12 protein-coding genes and 1 pseudogene are annotated in these 15819 nt (G+C 43.2%); 8 read left to right on the forward strand and 5 right to left on the reverse strand.

Features of this window, described 5'->3' with window-relative positions:
- Positions 1 to 85 precede the first annotated feature (85 nt).
- Entirely contained in the window at positions 86 to 2086 is a 2001-nt protein-coding gene (locus tag LYNGBM3L_RS28350) for an FAD-dependent oxidoreductase (protein ID WP_008189507.1), read from the forward strand.
- A 447-nt stretch (positions 2087 to 2533) separates the two neighbouring features.
- Here LYNGBM3L_RS28350 and tatC read toward each other — a convergent pair whose 3' ends face one another.
- Complete coding sequence (tatC, locus tag LYNGBM3L_RS28355) at positions 2534 to 3316, reverse strand: twin-arginine translocase subunit TatC (protein ID WP_008189509.1); 783 nt, start codon at positions 3314 to 3316, stop codon at positions 2534 to 2536.
- A gap of 72 nt (positions 3317 to 3388) precedes the next feature.
- Positions 3389 to 4978, reverse strand: a complete 1590-nt coding sequence (locus LYNGBM3L_RS28360; protein WP_008189510.1) for a glycoside hydrolase family 57 protein — start codon at positions 4976 to 4978, stop codon at positions 3389 to 3391.
- A gap of 227 nt (positions 4979 to 5205) precedes the next feature.
- Here LYNGBM3L_RS28360 and LYNGBM3L_RS28365 point away from each other — a divergent pair, with 227 nt between their 5' ends.
- Positions 5206 to 6423 carry a histidine kinase gene (locus tag LYNGBM3L_RS28365; RefSeq protein WP_438941762.1) on the forward strand — a complete coding sequence of 406 codons (1218 nt, stop codon included), beginning with the start codon at positions 5206 to 5208 and terminating at the stop codon, positions 6421 to 6423.
- 141 nt (positions 6424 to 6564) lie between these two features.
- Here LYNGBM3L_RS28365 and mutY read toward each other — a convergent pair.
- The 3 genes and pseudogenes from mutY to LYNGBM3L_RS28380 form a co-directional block, all read right to left on the reverse strand.
- A pseudogene (gene mutY / locus LYNGBM3L_RS50660) lies at positions 6565 to 7639 on the reverse strand (A/G-specific adenine glycosylase).
- 82 nt (positions 7640 to 7721) lie between these two features.
- Positions 7722 to 8069: a DUF760 domain-containing protein gene (locus tag LYNGBM3L_RS28375; RefSeq protein ID WP_008189517.1), complete on the reverse strand. Its 348-nt coding sequence runs from the start codon at positions 8067 to 8069 to the stop codon at positions 7722 to 7724.
- 246 nt (positions 8070 to 8315) lie between these two features.
- On the reverse strand, positions 8316 to 9275 hold the full coding sequence (locus LYNGBM3L_RS28380; RefSeq protein WP_008189520.1) for an RNA polymerase sigma factor, RpoD/SigA family: 960 nt from the start codon (positions 9273 to 9275) through the stop codon (positions 8316 to 8318).
- A 159-nt stretch (positions 9276 to 9434) separates the two neighbouring features.
- Here LYNGBM3L_RS28380 and LYNGBM3L_RS28385 point away from each other — a divergent pair, with 159 nt between their 5' ends.
- The 6 genes from LYNGBM3L_RS28385 (at position 9435) to LYNGBM3L_RS39000 (ending at position 15817) form a co-directional block, all read left to right on the forward strand.
- Positions 9435 to 10073 carry a histidine phosphatase family protein gene (locus tag LYNGBM3L_RS28385; RefSeq protein ID WP_008189522.1) on the forward strand — a complete coding sequence of 213 codons (639 nt, stop codon included), beginning with the start codon at positions 9435 to 9437 and terminating at the stop codon, positions 10071 to 10073.
- 623 nt (positions 10074 to 10696) lie between these two features.
- The gene (locus tag LYNGBM3L_RS28390; protein ID WP_161603199.1) at positions 10697 to 12940 is read left to right on the forward strand and encodes a sensor histidine kinase; all 2244 of its coding nucleotides are present in this window, start codon (positions 10697 to 10699) and stop codon (positions 12938 to 12940) included.
- Positions 12940 to 14679 carry an EAL domain-containing response regulator gene (locus LYNGBM3L_RS28395; protein WP_008189527.1) on the forward strand — a complete coding sequence of 580 codons (1740 nt, stop codon included), beginning with the start codon at positions 12940 to 12942 and terminating at the stop codon, positions 14677 to 14679. Before LYNGBM3L_RS28390 ends, LYNGBM3L_RS28395 begins: the two co-directional genes overlap by 1 nt.
- Positions 14680 to 14721: 42 nt before the next feature.
- A complete protein-coding gene (locus LYNGBM3L_RS49060; RefSeq protein WP_008189529.1) occupies positions 14722 to 14847 on the forward strand; it encodes a hypothetical protein in 126 nt (41 codons plus the stop codon).
- Positions 14848 to 14869: 22 nt separating this feature from the next.
- Positions 14870 to 15067, forward strand: a complete 198-nt coding sequence (locus tag LYNGBM3L_RS47985; protein WP_008189532.1) for a response regulator — start codon at positions 14870 to 14872, stop codon at positions 15065 to 15067.
- Positions 15068 to 15583: 516 nt separating this feature from the next.
- Positions 15584 to 15817 (forward strand): ATP-binding protein, encoded by a 234-nt coding sequence (locus LYNGBM3L_RS39000; RefSeq protein ID WP_161603200.1) that lies wholly within the window; start codon positions 15584 to 15586, stop codon positions 15815 to 15817.
- Positions 15818 to 15819: the final 2 nt, after the last annotated feature.

The following is a 15819-nucleotide window of genomic DNA, read 5'->3' on the forward strand; positions in this document are numbered from 1 at the left end:
CATAATTGATACAACGTTTGGGAGATGACAGTATTGATAAGTTAGGGTAATTTATCGTCAAAGATTTTACTGACTATTCCGAATCATGAAGCGATCGCTTGTCCGTATTTCCGTATTCATATCATTACTAGGGTTTACTCCATCTCCTGGTATAGCAGCTCCCCCTAGAACTCCAGACCAAACCGAATCGTGTGAAATCTTAGTGATTGGAGGTGGATTGGCTGGTGCGGCGGCTGCCTATGAAGGCTTATTGGCAGGGCAAACGGTGTGCTTGACTGAGATTACCGACTGGGTAGGGGGACAAATTTCTGCCCAGGGAACCTCTGCTCTGGATGAACGACCCACTCAGCGATCGCGTTTATTCTATCCTAAGGGCTATCTAGAATTACGCGATCGCATCAAACGCTACTACCGTCAACTCAATCCTGGGGACTGCTGGGTAAGTGAATCCTGTTTTCTACCCCGTGATGCTCACCAAATCCTGTTTAATATTTTACGAAAGGCGGCCAAACGGGGAAAAGGGAGATTAAAATGGTTTCCCTCTACTGTAGTTAAGGAACTAGAGATTAGCGCCGATGGCAAAACTATTGACAGTGTGATTGCTATTCAACACAAAAGTACTGCTGATGCTCCTGGCCTGAACACTTTTCCCCTATCTCAAACCATTGAAGATTGGTATAGCTACGAGAATTCCTCCCGCTTTGAGAAAAGCATTTTGCGCATTGTCCCCCAACAGACCCAAGACAATAGTTCTAATTGGTATATTATCGACGCAACAGAAACTGGTGAAATTATTGCCCTAGCTGACGTTCCCTACCAGTTGGGGATTGACTCCCGCTCCTACCTAAACCCTTCCGCATCTAGTGCTACTGACGACCCCTATTGCACCCAAGGCTTTACCTACACCTTTGCCATGGAGCAAACCAAGGAGCCTCAAACCCAAGAAATGCCTTCGTTTTACCCGCAATACCAACCCTACTACAGCTATGAATTACAACGGCTAGCGGACTTTGAAGGAGTATTCACCTATCGGCGAATTTGGAGTTCTAAGCGGGGTAAACGGATCCGATGGGGGGTTACTGCTCCTACTCCAGGAGATATTTCCATGCAAAACTGGACATGGGGTAATGATTATCGTCCTGGCACTTCAGAAGATAATCTAGTGTACACCCGTCGCCAATTACGAACCAGTGGTCAACTGGCTCCTGGTGGCTGGATGGGAGGCTTGCGCACGGAAAGTCTACGGAAAGGAGAAGAAAATGCTCTCGGTTATTACTATTGGCTAGTGGCAGGGACTACCGACTCCCAGCTTGGGGATGGGGTAAAAGAGCCTCATCCCAATCACCGCTATCTAACCGGGTTAGATTCTCCGATGGGGACAATGCATGGGTTGTCTAAGTATCCCTATATCAGGGAAGGAAGGCGGATTATTGGACGCCCTTCCTTTGGCTATCCTCAAGGCTTTACTATATCTGAAGTGGATATTTCCCGCCGTGACTACCAGGATGAGTATTATCGGCAGACCCTTTCACCAGACGAATATCGCCGCTTGTGGGCAGTACTGGCTGGATTAGAAGCACCCTCTGTGATTCAAGGTAAAATCCAGCCAGATCAAGTCAGCCAACGCAGTCGCTCTACTATCTATCCTGATTCTGTGGGTATTGGTCACTATGCCATCGACTTTCATCCTTGTATGACCTTAAGTCCAGCAGAAACCCCAGGAAACACCGAGCGTCAAGGGGAACGGCGGGGAGCAGGTCAAGCCTATCCGTTCCAAATTCCCCTGCGAGCGATAATTCCCCAGAAAATTGACAACCTATTAGTAGCAGGTAAAAGTATTGCTACCAGTCACATTGCCGCTGCTGCTTATCGCGTGCATTCCTTTGAATGGTCATCCGGTGCTGCTGCTGGTACAACCGCTGCTTTTTCCTTAGAAACTGGGATAGCACCTTACCAGCTTGTACAAGAACCCCTCTTCCAACAAACCCAACTCCAAGCTCTACGCCAGCAGTTAGAAAAAAACGGTAATCCCACCGCTTTCCCAGACACGTCCATTTTTAATCAAAATTGGGAGGATTGGCGTTAAAGGGACACAGTTTACTAATAGTAATTATCTTTAGTAGGCTACGTTTTTACATACATTGATAATGGCTCTTCCATAGATATTATGCTAAATAACCGCCCAAATCAATTATCGCCTTACTGGGCAATTATTTGACTTTATAAACAGTTTTTTTAACTGTTAAAGTAATTCCCAGTAAAGCTTTCAGCATAAGGGAAATTAAAATTAGCATCAACTTGTAACAAAGAGCATTTATTATCTGTTTCTCAATAGTAATAAGTCATGATTGTGCCATGACTTATTACTATGATGAATTAGCGACAATAATGCTAAAGATAGTTAGTTAGTTAGTAATTGGTCATTGGTAATTAGACTACTATTCCCTATTCCCTATTCCCAGAAGGTATTTGTAGCCAACATTCAATAGCCCGATGGTAGTTTTGATAGCGGGTTGATTAACCTGACTTAATATTATTTGCCGACCAACTTCACCATTCCAATCCCACCAAAATATAGACCAAGTACAGCACCCCCCAGTAAACTTTGAGTGAGAGGATCTGTCGAAGGAGTCAGCACTGCTCCCAAGATAGCTGCTCCTAGGACAACCGTGCGCCAACCAGAAAGCATTTGCTTGGAAGAAACAATTCCAAAAAATCCCAGTAACATTTGAATAACTGGGATTTGAAATGCCAAGCCAGTACTAAACATCAACAGTAAGACAAATTCAAAATACTTATCAATTGACCACAACTGCTCTACTACATCTGCTCCGTAACTGATAAAGAAATTCAGAGCAGCAGGAATTAGAGCAATGTAGGCAAATACCAAGCCTAGGAAAAACAGAACCGTTGAGCCTAAAACCACAGGTCCAATGAAGCGTCGCTCCCGGCGAGTCAACCCTGGTAAAACAAATAGAAGGATTTGGTAAAGAATAAAAGGACTAGCCACCAGTAAGCCACTATAGCCAGCCACTTTCAAGGACACAAAAAAGTATTCCCCTGGAGCCAGTTGCAGAAACTTGACCCCCCTAGCTGGAATTTCCAGCAACTGAACAATCGGCTTAACTGCGACAAAGCAGCCAGCCATGGACAAAAATACAGCAATCAGCGAGTAAAAAATCCGCTTTCGCAACTCCTCTAAATGGTCGAACAGAGACATCTCGACATCATTAGGTACCTCGTCGAGATAGGTCTCAGGGTCTTTGAGAGTATCCAAACTTTCCTGGGGAGGAGTATCTAACTCAGAAGGCGTCATGGATTTTGATTGGCTTAGGGAACGTTCACTATTGTATCTTCTTGTATCTTCCAACGATTGTGTGGGGATAATTCAAACTCGACGATAAACGCGATAGTTAATCTTGGGAAAGATATTGTCAATCTCCTCGACCTTCTCCAGCCAGCCTGCATCAATCTTGCCCAGCTTGATATCATCGTAAAGCTTATTAAACCGCATCAAATGCGATCGCGTTCGTCTAACTGCATAAGGAACCATTGTCTCGGTGCGCATAATAAATGCCCAGTCTGACGATTGCGCTAGTAGTAACTCTCGCGCTGCTTGATTTAATGCCTTCCACTCCAACTCGTCTGTAGCTTCCAACTTTGACAGCTCAATCATCCGTTCTGTGGCTTTGTGCAGATGAGGGTAAATCCAGGTATTGGTTTCATTGAGCCAGTATTCATGGAACCCCTGATACCCCCAGCTAGATTGAGAAGGCTTACAGACTTGTTGGATCGGATGATTCCGCAAATAATCTGCCAAATGAGTCATTTCATAGGTGTTCTGGTCATACCACGACTTACGGAGCAAGACATCCAGAAACCAAGGACCTTCGTACCACCAGTGACCAAATAACTCTGCGTCATAGGGAGACACCACAATTGGAGAACGCTCTATTATTGCTGCTAGATGTTTAACCTGCTGCTGGCGATTAAACATGAAATTTCCAGCATGTTCCGCAGCTTTGTCTTTTGCCCAATACGGATCATACAGTTGCTTTTCCCCTAATCCTGTACCACGGTCTGTAATTTTGTGATACTTTATACCCGTATTCTTCCGCTTTCCATGGGGCATAATATAAGGTTTAATGTAATTATAATCTGCTTCCCAGCCTAAATCCTTGTAAAATTCCCGATATACTGGATCCCCTGGATACCCGACTTCCGAGGACCACACCTGCTGGGATGACTCATGGTCACGACCAAATGCAGCAACTCCTGTCTCAGTATAAATGGGGGCATAGGTACCAAAACGTGGTCGGGGACGAGCGTAGAGAATACCATGACTATCCATCATAAAATAGCGCAAACCAGCATCTGCTAGCATCTCCTCCATCCCTTCGTAGTAAGCGCATTCCGGTAACCAGATGCCCTTGGGCGGACAGCCAAAGTTTTGCTCATAATGTTCACAAGCCACCCGAATTTGAGCCCAAACTGCTTGGGGATACATCTTCATCAGAGGAAAATAGCCATGGGTAGCACCGCAGGTGATAATTTCCAGGTTATTACTGTCTAAAAATTTTTTAAATCCCTTGACTAAATCCCTTTCATAGTGTATCCATGTTTGGCGAATAGTGCTGAACTCTTGAACATAATGTTGGGCTAGGTAACGGATATGACCATTATGCTGATTATGCTCAACCTCCTTCTTGGCTAGTTCTTCGAGCAGTGACAGATGGCGCTCATAACGTTCTTGTAGTAGTGGATCCCGTAGCATTGACACTAAAGTTGGTGTCATACTCATGGTTATTTTGAAGTCAATCCCATCCCGCTTTAATCCCTCAAAAACATGTAGTAGGGGAATATAGGTTTCAGTAATGGCTTCAAATAGCCACTCTTCTTCTAGAACATAATCACTTTCTGGATGCCTAACAAACGGTAAATGGGCGTGAAGGACAAGAGCAACGTAGCCAATAGCCATGATCAAGTAGCAGCCGTGGATAGGTTTTTAAAGGAGAACTGACGCAATCCGCGATAATGTTACATTATTTTAAGATTTTAGTCTCAAATAGACCGGGAAAGTGGCAGAAAAGGGCTGGTTAGTACCGAGACTATAAAATAATAAAATAGATATTAAATTGTAAGGAAGCACACATCACCAACAAAAAATAACAAATCTTAGTCTTATTCCAGCCTTATTGGTTAAGAGTGCTAACACCAAATTGCATGCAGGCAGCTACACAAACACACACGAACTCCCCAACCTTTCTACAACTGCTGCTGTTTGTCGATGAACGTCCCGGTTCCCGTAAACAGCTCCAGTCTATCCACCATTATCTGGAAACTCTCAAGACAGAGTATCCCTTTGAACTAAAGGTTGTGGATGTTGGGGAACAACCCTATCTAGCTGAACATTTTAAGCTAGTAGCAACCCCAGCACTGATTAAGATTAATCCGAAACCCAAACAAACCCTTGCAGGTAGTAATCTAGTTGCCCAGCTGAAGAGCTGGTGGCCCCGCTGGCAACGCTCTATAGAAGAAAACCAAACCCAACTTACCCAAGGATTCCCTTTACAACCAACTGTTCGCTCATCTAACTCCTCGGCTGAGACATCACCAGAGACAGCTGGTTCCCTAGCTTGTGCCTTGGAACTGATTCGACTATCCGACGAACTATTTCGCCTGAAGAAAGATAGAGAAGAATTGCTTGAGCAGCTGCAATTTAAAGACCAAGTCATATCGATGTTAGCTCACGACTTGCGTAGTCCTTTGACAGCAGTATCCATTGCGTTGGACACCCTACAGCTAGAGCAACCAGTAGCCCAGAATGTTAGAAAACCTGGGCTGACGCCACAGCTAAAGGAACGGCTATTTGAGCAAGCTCGTAATCAATTGCGCACTATCAACCGGATGGTGGTGGATCTGCTGCAAGCTAGGAAGGGAAGTAATGCTGAATTCAACATCCGACCTCATAAACTGAATTTGGGCAGACTTTGCCAAGACGTTCTAGTTCAGATGCACGAACAGTTTCAGCTCAAAGCTCAACTTGTGCAAACCGACATCCCGCAAGACTTGCCTCCTGTCTACGGCGATGAAGAATTGGTGCGTCAGGTGCTAATTAACCTGCTGGATAATGCCATTAAGTATACTCCCAAAGGGGGGAAAATTGCTGTCTCTACCATCCACCGTACTACCCAGAAAGTTCAAGTCAGCGTTTGCGATGATGGTCCTGGTATACCACAAGAAAATCGCGATCGCATTTTTGAAGACCACTTCCGCCTTAAACGAGACGAAGCTATAGAAGGCTATGGGTTGGGCTTAGCCCTATGTCAAAAGATTATCCGTGCCCACTATGGTCGCATTTGGGTTGATTCACCTATCAAGGGTGGCAGCTGTTTTAACTTCACCTTACCGATTTATCGATAGCAAATGGGGTTGAAGGTTGAAGTTTGTTCCCGTAGCGTGGCCTATTGGCCAAGTTTGAAGTTTGTTCCCGTAGCGTGGCCTATTGGCCAAGGTTGAAGGTTGAAAGCGCTTTAGCAGTTGAACCGATCAGGTAATCGCTGTTCAGTCTTGAGAGCGCAAAGCCGCAATAATTTGAGTATTGGCTTTGGGGAAGGGGAACTGATCTACTTCATCTAAGGTGACCCAGCGAATCTCATCACATTCAATGGGTTGCGGAACACCACTGAGATGGCGACAGTGGTGTACACTTAGCACAACACGAAAGTGGCTGTAGGCGTGATTGATTGTGATCAGGTGTTCACCAACCTCAATCTCAATGCCCAATTCTTCCTGAATTTCGCGTTTAATACATTCCGGAACAGTTTCACCAAGCTCAATTTTGCCACCAGGAAACTCCCAAAGACCACCCAATAAGCCTTTTGCAGGTCGGCGGTCGATTAGAATTTGTCCCTGGTCGTTCCAGATTACAGCAACACCGATATTTTTTGTGGGTAGGGGAGAAGATGGTTCTCGCATAGGTATTTCAGATTGAATACCATGATTGTAAGCCTGACAGTAAGATTTCCAGGGACAATCAGGGCAATTGGGAGTTTTCCGAGTACAGATAGTTGCTCCCAAATCCATTATTCCGTAGGTTTTACTCTCGAGGATGTTGATGATCCAGTAAGGCTTCTGATCGCTTCCATAATTGTTGAGTGGCTTTGGCAGGTGGTATCGACAATGCTACCAATCGTGCTAGTACTCGTTTAACATTACCATCGAGAATAGCCACTGGCTGATTGAAGGCAGCGCTGAGAATACCACCTGCTGTTGTTCTACCAATCCCTGATAATGCTAAGACCTGACTCAGCTGTTGGGGAAAAACACCACCATGAGACTGCATAATTACTTTAGCGCAGGCGTGCAAGTTGCGAGCACGGGAGTAATATCCCAGACCTTCCCAAGCTTTGAGGACTTGCTGTAAGTCAGCAGATGCTAGATGTTCGAGGGTGGGAAATTGCTCCATCCAGCGGTGATAGTAGGGAATGACCGTTTTGACCTGGGTCTGCTGTAGCATAATTTCAGACACCCAGATGCTATAGGGTTCCCAACTTCGTCGCCAAGGTAAATCTCGACCAGCTCTGGCATACCAGTCCAAGAGTGATCTTCTTTGTTCCTCAATAATGGAAACCGACAGACTCAGGTGATGTCTGCCGATATTCGATTGGGCATTTTCTCTCAAAAATCTATAGATTCAGCCCTTTTAGGCCAAGGTTTGACTAATTTTCCTCCACAGATTGAGATTCAGCTATTTGCAAAGATTTGTCAAAAACCATACGTTGTTCAGCGTTCCTAAGGAAATAGCCGCTAACCATGGCTGAAGCCAAAAGGCGACCTAGATTCTCACGGCTAGTACTGATAGTTACACCAAAGTCTTGGGAAGGCAAGTTTCCCAACATTCCCATAATATTGTTTTCCATCACCTGATAGACTTCCGAAGACGTTGGTCTAGACAGCTGGGTAATGGTTTCTGGACTCATCGATTGAACATACTGCCAGAGTAAATTATTGTCAGAATCTTTATCAAAGAACTCAGGAACATGATTGGGATTGGATGCGTTATTCACCGTTTTACCTCCTAGCGATGGCTAATTCCGGTTTTTCTACTAGAGTCGGCAGCCAATGATGATGTTTATCTGTTTAGCTCTACTGCTTCGTATTTCTAATTACTTTAACAGGCAAATGACCATGGCAAAGTGGGTGGAACCGAACCATCTAGGATCTGATTTTCTCACCTATTAGTCATTGGTGATTGTGAGTCATGACTCATGAGTCATGACTCATGACTCATGACTAAACCGACTCAGCACAAATTAACTAGCTGGGATATATTCCCGCATATCCCCTTGACGCTTACGAAGTTTAGCGATCGCTTCTCGTTCGATTTGTCGCACTCGTTCACGGCTGATGTTGAGGTGTTGACCAATTTTGGCTAATGTCATCGGTTCGACCTCTGCCAAGCCATAACGGAGTCTCAACACCTGCCTCTGCTGCGGTGTCAAATCATCCATGAATTTCTCTAAGTCTAGCTGCATTAACGATTGATTCACAAAGTCTTCTGGTCCAGGACCGGTGTCTTCGAGCAACTCAACCAATTCTGTATCTTTGTTATCCCCCACTCGCAACTCCAAAGAGAGGGGTTGACGTGCTTGCTCGAAGTACTCTCGCAATTGATCAGGTGTGAGGTTCAACTCAATTGCCAATTCTGAGATAGTAGCTGTTCGTCCCAGCTTTTGGGAAAGTTGGCGCTGGGCTTTTTTGATTTTGTTTAACTTCTCAGTAATATGGATAGGAAGGCGAATCGTGCGCCCTTTTTCTGCGATCGCACGAGTAATTGCCTGCCTTATCCACCAGTAGGCGTAGGTAGAAAAACGATAGCCTTTGGTAGGGTCAAATTTTTCTACACCCCGCTGCAAGCCGATGGTTCCCTCTTGAATCAAGTCCAGCAACTCGAGATTACGCTTAATGTATTTCTTTGCCACTGCCACCACCAATCGCAAATTGGCTTCCACCATCTTGCGTTTAGCGGATTCACCAACAGCGATGCTAGACTTTAACTGAGAATCCGTTAGGCAAGATGCTGTTGCCCACTCAGAAAACGTAGGTTCACGACCCAGCTGTTGGACAAGGGACTCTTTGACTTCCTTTAAGGTTGTTAACTGCTTAACCTTTTTCCCGTAAGAAATTTCCTGCTCATGGGTCAGTAATGGTACACGACCAATTTCCTTTAAATAGGTACGAACTAAATCTGTAGAGTCCTGAGCGGTTTTCATTGAATTCGATGGCGTTATCAGTGAGATTTAAATTAAGAAAATTAAAGCAGACCCTGCTGGTTTTCCAAACCAGATGATAAGCTTTGTGGGATTCCAGTTAAATCATTTTCATAAAATTAACATAACTTAACTAAATTCCCGAAGAGGGTGTAAGGTAACATGACCCAAACTGTTTGGATTGCCAGACACGGAAACCGCCTTGACTTTGTTAACCCCGAATGGTTCAACAAGGCAGAGCGACCCTATGATCCACCCCTTTCAATAGATGGTGAACTGCAAGCAGCGCAACTGGGTCAACGCCTTGTAGGAAAAGGAATTCGGCATATATTCGCCTCACCGTTTTTACGAACTGTCCAAACGGCTAACCAAGTCGCAGAAATTCTGGATTTACCCATTAAGCTAGAGTTGGGTTTAAGTGAATGGCTCAATCCTGAGTGGATGGCAACTGAACCAGAAAGACTGCCTAATGAAGTATTGCACAAGCAGTTTCAGCGAATTGACACCAGTTATACTTCCTGTGTAATCCCTGAATATCCAGAAACAAGTGTTGCTTTACTGAAACGAACAGGTGAAACTGCACAACGTATCACCGCTCAATTTTCAGAAGACTTACTACTGGTTGGTCACGGACCATCAGTAGTTGGAACCACTCAGGGACTAGTCGGTGCCACACAAGACATTAAAGCATCCTTGTGCTGTTTAGTTAAACTAGTGCGCCAAGAAAAACAGTGGGTGATGGAACTGAATGGAGATACCTCTCACCTGAGTAAGACAGAAGATGTCATCCGGTTTAATTGAAGGGTATAAGCTTCCATAACATACGAAGGTTTTTTTGTCAATAGTCTACAGCCATAGTCTCCTTTGACTCATCATCTCACACTTCCCTTCGCCCAAGGGGCGACAGTGGCGCGAACGGGTAAGACCTAGGGCTAATTTAGCTGAGGGACGCTAATGACCCATAACTAATCACCAAAGACCAATGATACACTAACTGTTCGTGAATTTACAGGTGTCAAGATAGACAAACTAGCTAAGACACCGTAGTTTCCACGAGGGCTAGAAATTAAGACTGTGCAACAATTTAGGCATCTAGTGGTGGTATAACATCTTACCATCACCTAAGGTTGGGCGGCGAGTGTTGCCCCTATTTTCTTGGTATGGGCATGAATCGACGCCTTGCAATGGTCAGTGGTCAATGGTCAGTTGCATGCATGTAATTAGCACTTAGCCCATAGCTAAAAGCTAGTAGGTGCAAAACAACTGACAATGGACAACTGACCTCAAATCCCCGGGATTGGTGGGGATGGGCTGAAAATTATCGTACAGCGTGGAGTTGATGGCGGTTGAATCTATGTCCAGTCTAGGCTAGACAGTTCCGCTCTTAGCTAATTTTATTGGTTATGTTACCTGAGCATACACCCATGGAATCGAGCACTGGACATCAAAGAGTGGACTATCACCTCTTGAAAGTCCAAGCGGAAATGATTAACCAGATTGCCCAGGTTACAAGGGGGACGTTAGTCCTCAATGAATTGCTACCCACCATAGCTAATCAATTACATCAAATCTTGCAAGTGAGTGGCTGTTTAATGTTTCCCACTCACCACCCTCCAGCTATGGCAACTCATCAAGTTAGCTTTCCCATTACCCAATCAGTGGAGAGTACAGGCGAGCCATGTCTGATCGAGGTATTTCGCCACCTCTTTCAGAGTTATCACTCCTGGCTAGCTCAGGGCAAACCGTTGATTATTCCTGAATCCCAGGGAAAACTCCCACCAGAACTGAAGGAATTAACCTATCCATGTGACCTCCGTACCATCATGATGGTGCCACTGCTGCATGGGCAGTCTTGTCTAGGTAGTATCACCTTGTATCAGTGCGATCACGAACGAGAATGGACAGTCCAAGAAATTGCCTTTATCCGAGGGATCGCCGATCATTTTGCCATTGCCCTAACCCACCAAGAACTTGAGCAACTCTATCAAAAACAAAGCCAAGAACTTAAACAAAAAGAGTCTGCACTAAAAGTAAGCGAGGCTAGAAACCGAGCCCTCTTAGAAGCGATACCAGATGTAATCTTTCGTGTCAATCGGGATGGCTTTTACTTGGATTGGAAAGCGGCCATTGAAAACCCTGTGCTGTTTCTCACCAATAACTGTATTGGGAAACATTTACATAACTGTTTACCCACTGAGGTAGCAGGATTAATTTGGGAGCATGTGGAAATAGCCCTAGAAAGTGATGAGATCCAAGTTATTGAGTCCCCAATCAGACAAGATGGTAAACTCCGCTACTTTGAGGCTCGTATTGTTAAAAGTGGGTTAGATGAAGTTGCTGTTATTGTCCAGGATATCACTGAGCGTATTGAAGCACGACTCACCCTAGCACAAGTCAATGATGCTTTGGAAGTCAGAGTTCAACAACGTACCGCTGCTCTGAGGAAAGCGAACCAAGCACTCAAGGGGGAGATTATTGAGCGCCAGAAGGCAGAAGAGCAGTTGCGGCAGAGTGAAGAGCGGTTTCGTAATGTTGTAGAAATTAGTAGCAATTGGATGTGGGAGATGGATGAAAATGCTGTCTATACCTACGCTAGTCCCAAAGTCTGGGACTTACTCGGTTATGAACCATCAGAAGTAGTTGGCAAAACTCCCTTTGACTTAATGTCACAGGAAGAGGCAAAACGTGTGATGGAAATTTTGGCTTCCTTTACCGTTTTAAAACACCCCTTTAGCAACTTGGAAAATACCAGAATTCACAAAAATCGTCAGTTAGTGGTTCTGGAAACCAGTGGTGTACCAATTTTTGATCGTATTGGCAAGTTTTGTGGTTATCGAGGGGTTGATAGAGATATCACTAAACGGAAAGAAACGGAAGTAGAAATTATAAATGCACTGGCTAAAGAGAAACAACTTGGGGAGCTAAAATCCCGGTTTATTACCATGACATCTCACGAATTTCGTACCCCTCTAACCACGATTTATTCATCAGCAGAGTTACTGGAACATTACGGAACAAAATGGTCAGAATATAAAATAAATAATCACCTACATCGCATTCAAAACATGGTTCAACATATGACCAGACTTTTGAATGATATATTGCTGATTGGCAAGGTAGAATCTGGTAAAATAGAGTTAAAATTAACCCCGATAGACTTGGAAAGTTTTTGCACCGATTTAATTTATCAAATCCAGCTTAATGACCGAAATTATCACACAATAAAATTTACTTATAGCTTAGAAAAGTTTGAAAATAAATTAGGTAGTAATCATGGAAGAAATAATGCGGCTAGTTCGTTCTCATCCGCCCGACCGTATATGGATGAAAAATTGCTTAGGCAAATTTTGGAGAATTTGCTGAGTAATGCACTGAAGTATTCTCCCAAAGGTAGCACGGTTGAGATTAAACTCACTTGCTCTGCCAATCAGGCTATCTTTAAAATCAGCGATCAAGGTATTGGTATTCCTGAAGAAGACCAAGGACTACTCTTTGAGACCTTCTATCGAGGTACGAATGTCGGTACAATTACCGGCACTGGCTTAGGACTGGCAATTGTCAAAAAGTGTCTCGATATCTACCAAGGTCAAATTGATCTAGAAAGTGAGGTAACTGTCGGTACAACGTTTACTGTAACCCTGCCAATATATTACGTGCTATCAAATTAATGATGAGAAAAATATTAGTTATTGAAGATGAAGAGTTTGTCCGGGAAAACATTATAGAACTCCTGGACGCTGAAGGGTTTGATGTCATTGGAGCAGAAAATGGTCGTGTTGGTGTTAATTTAGCTAAAGGAACTATCCCAGATTTAATTATCTGTGATGTCATGATGCCGGAAATGGACGGTTACAGTGTCTTAACATCCCTGCGTCAAGACTCAATGATGGCAACAGTTCCCTTTATTTTTTTAACCGCAAAGGCGGCTAAAAATGATTTTCGTCAGGGTATGGAACTAGGGGCAGACGACTATATTACCAAACCCTTTACCAGAGCAGAGCTCCTAGGGTCAATTGCCAGTAGACTCAAAAAAAAAGCTGCTGTTCATAAGCATTACAATACTGAACTTCAGGAAGCTAAAAATAAACTCAATTACTTGATCCACCATGACAGCTTGACAAACCTACCTAATCGCCTGTCGTTGCGAGAACGGTTTAAGCAAGTAAAACAACACATCGACGATAATCAAAAACTGGTTACCTTTCTGTGTTTGGGTTTAGATCGGTTTAATCAAGTTAACAATAATCTGGGTCATTTTTGGGGAGATTACTTACTAAAATTTGTGGCTGAAAACCTCACTAATTGTGTGGATATTCAGGGTACAGTTGCTCGTTTAAATGGCGATAAATTTGCCGTTATTATAGCCACAGCTCAACACAAAAAAGATGTCATAAATGTTGTCAAAAGCATTCTTGAGAGCCTCTATCAAACCATCGTTCTGGATGATCAAGAAGTTTTTATAACCGCCAGTATTGGTATTGCAATTTATCCCCGTGATGGTGAAGACGTTGAACAATTACTCAATCATGCCAACCAGGCGATGCTTCAGGCAAAGCGTCACGGTGGTGATCAATATCAGTTTTACACCAGTGCCTTGAATGTCAATTCTTCAAATCATCTTACCTTGCAGAGTAGCTTACGCTATGCTTTGGAACGGGAAGAATTCCAGGTTTACTATCAACCCCAAATCAGTCTCGAGACAGGAAAAATTGTTGGTGCTGAAGCTCTATTACGTTGGCATCATCCAGAACTTGGTTTGATTCCACCAGCAAAATTTATTCCGATTGCGGAAGAAACGGGTCTAATTCTATCCATTGGAGAATGGATATTACAGCAGGCTTGTCAGCAAGCTAAAGTCTGGCAAAATGATGGATATACCTCTTTTCGTATAGCAGTAAATATATCAGGTCGTCAATTTAATAAACCGGAATTTTACCATAATTTAGTCAAGATTTTGCAGTCAACTGAGTTAACCTATCGAACTCTAGAACTAGAACTAACTGAAAGTATACTAGTAAAAAACACTGAGACGGCTATTCGTCAGTTAAATGATCTAAAAAACCTAGGCTTAGAAATTGCAATTGATGATTTTGGTACCGGATATTCTTCATTAAGCTATTTACAACAATTTCCCTTTGACGTTCTCAAAATTGATCAGTGCTTTGTCCGTAATATTGTGCAGAAACCTAACCAGGCTGCTATTACTAAGGCTATTATACAAATGGCAAAAAGTTTAAATCTACAACTGATTGCTGAAGGAGTAGAAACTCAAGAAGAATTGGATTTTATTTATTCTCATAAATGTGATCGAGTTCAGGGTCATTTGATTAGTAGGGCTTTACCAGCGTCGGAATTTAAACGTTTACTCAATAGCGGTATTGGCTTCCCACTACCTCAAGTCAATTAGATTAGTTTCACAAAGCGCAAAAAAATGGTAAGAACAAAAATTATGTTAATTGAAGATGAACCTTCAGTACGAGAAAATATACTGGAGTTACTGGAAGCTAAATATTTTGAGGAGATTGCTGGTAGGAATGGTCGGATTAGTATCGAGTTAGACCATTATAAACGCTAAATTTATTATTTAAGATGTTATAATGCCAAAAATTGATGGCTATAAGGTATTGCATGCGTTGCGCAAACATCCTGCTACGGCAACCATTCCTTTTATGTTTCTCACAGCTAGAGCTGAAAAAACTGATCAGCGCCAAGGAATGGAATTAGGAGCAGATGATTATCTGACCAAGCCATTTACTAGAGTAGAACTACTAGGAGCAATTACTACTCGATTGTAAAAGCAAGCTGCCCTTGAGTTGCAAAAAGATAAAAAACTGGATGATTTGCGCAGCCATATTAAACTGTCTTTGCTCTATGAAATGGATAAACCCCTAAATCGGATTCTGGATATTTCCAAACTAATCATGGAGAAATGGTAGAGTTTGGAACGATATCAAATTAAGACTATGGCAGAAGATATCCATCAGTCTGCTGAACGGTTATTAAGGTTAATTCAGAACTTTTGACTTTATGCAGAGCTTGAAATGAACGCTACAGATTCCAAAAAATAATAAAATCTGCGAAAGACTACCAGTAAATTACCTAATCCGGTTCTGGCTAATTTGATTCAGAATATTGCTCAAAAAACAGGACGGGTTGCGGATTTGCAATTAGATTGGGAAGAGGCTACTATTGCTATGTCGCCAAACCGACTTAATAAAATGTTGGAAGAGTTAATTAATAATGCCTTTAAATTATCATAAGAGGGAACACCTGTTTGGGGAAATAGCTATTCAGAAAATAATACCTTGATCTTGTCAGTCCACGACAAGGGGCAAGGGATATCTGAAGCTGAAATGGCCGAATTGAAAGCTGACTTACAATGTAAAGGTAACTTTTACGAACAACAAGGCTCAGGGTTGGGGCTGCTGATTGCTAAACGTCTAGCTGAGTTACACGGTGGTAAATTAAGAATAGATAGTACACTAGGAGAACAAACTACAGTGCAAGTAATGCTACCCCTAATCTCCAAAGGGCTAATCCCTTGACC

The organism is Moorena producens 3L (assembly GCF_000211815.1).
GTDB lineage: Bacteria > Cyanobacteriota > Cyanobacteriia > Cyanobacteriales > Coleofasciculaceae > Moorena > Moorena producens.